Source organism: Vibrio sp. 378 (assembly GCF_033339435.1).
The window spans coordinates 1-827 of record NZ_JAWOUO010000346.1; the positions used below are offsets into that span (position 1 = coordinate 1).

Genomic DNA, 827 nt, shown 5'->3' on the forward strand with positions numbered 1-827 from the left:
GCGCCACTGGCTCAGTAGGATTTTTATTGCTAATGAGCGGCCATGAGAGAACGATGAAATACATCACGATTTGTTCAGGCACTATTTCCATCGCTCTTTTGGTTTTTCTTAGCCAAAGCTACGGCGTTCTGGGGGCTGCATGGGCAATGGCGATCGGCATGGCGATACAAAACCTTGCCGCGCTCTATTTTGTAAAACGCTATTTAGGCTTCTTTCCTGTGGGGTAACGATGACTTCGACGATCGCACGTTTAGGTTTTATTTCTATATCACTACTTACAATCGGCCTTTCTTTGTGGAAGAGTTCAGAGCTAAATCATGCCGTTTATCTGAATATGGAAAACTATGTTGGAGGCTCAAGCACGCTGCATTTTACGTTTAGCATGTTGATTGGTTTTCTCGCTGTGTTTACCTTCCCTCGCTTTACCCACGCAACCAAAATGGATGCGTTCGGGATTCGACTGCTGTTTTGCTTACTACTGATCATCTCGGCGGAAGAATTTAGCCAGTTGTTTATTGAAAGCCGTTCATTCAGCTTTGACGATTTGAGTACCAACTGGATTGGTATGATCCTAGGGTATTTTGGTGCCAAAGCGATTACCCTCTTTCGAGCATCTCGCTCTCGTGCATAAACTCTCCGGCAGGTGACGCACCTGTTGTTAGGCAAACACCTTTGGGTTATTTGGGTATATATTCTTGCCAAATACCCCGGAGAAAAGAGAGCCTCATGTCATCTCATCCAACAAAAATTACCTTTTTCGAATTTCTCACGCCATTGATCACTTCGAAAATTACCTTTTTCGAATTTCTCACGCCATTGATCACTTC

General features: G+C 44.1%; 2 protein-coding genes. Both read left to right on the top strand.

Features of this window, described 5'->3' with window-relative positions; genetic code table 11:
* A partial coding sequence (locus R7Q48_RS26180; RefSeq protein ID WP_318133106.1) for a polysaccharide biosynthesis C-terminal domain-containing protein occupies positions 1-227 on the top strand: 227 nt, incomplete at its 5' end.
* A gap of 2 nt (positions 228-229) precedes the next feature.
* Positions 230-631 (top strand): VanZ family protein, encoded by a 402-nt coding sequence (locus R7Q48_RS26185; RefSeq protein WP_020838118.1) that lies wholly within the window; start codon positions 230-232, stop codon positions 629-631.
* Positions 632-827: the final 196 nt, after the last annotated feature.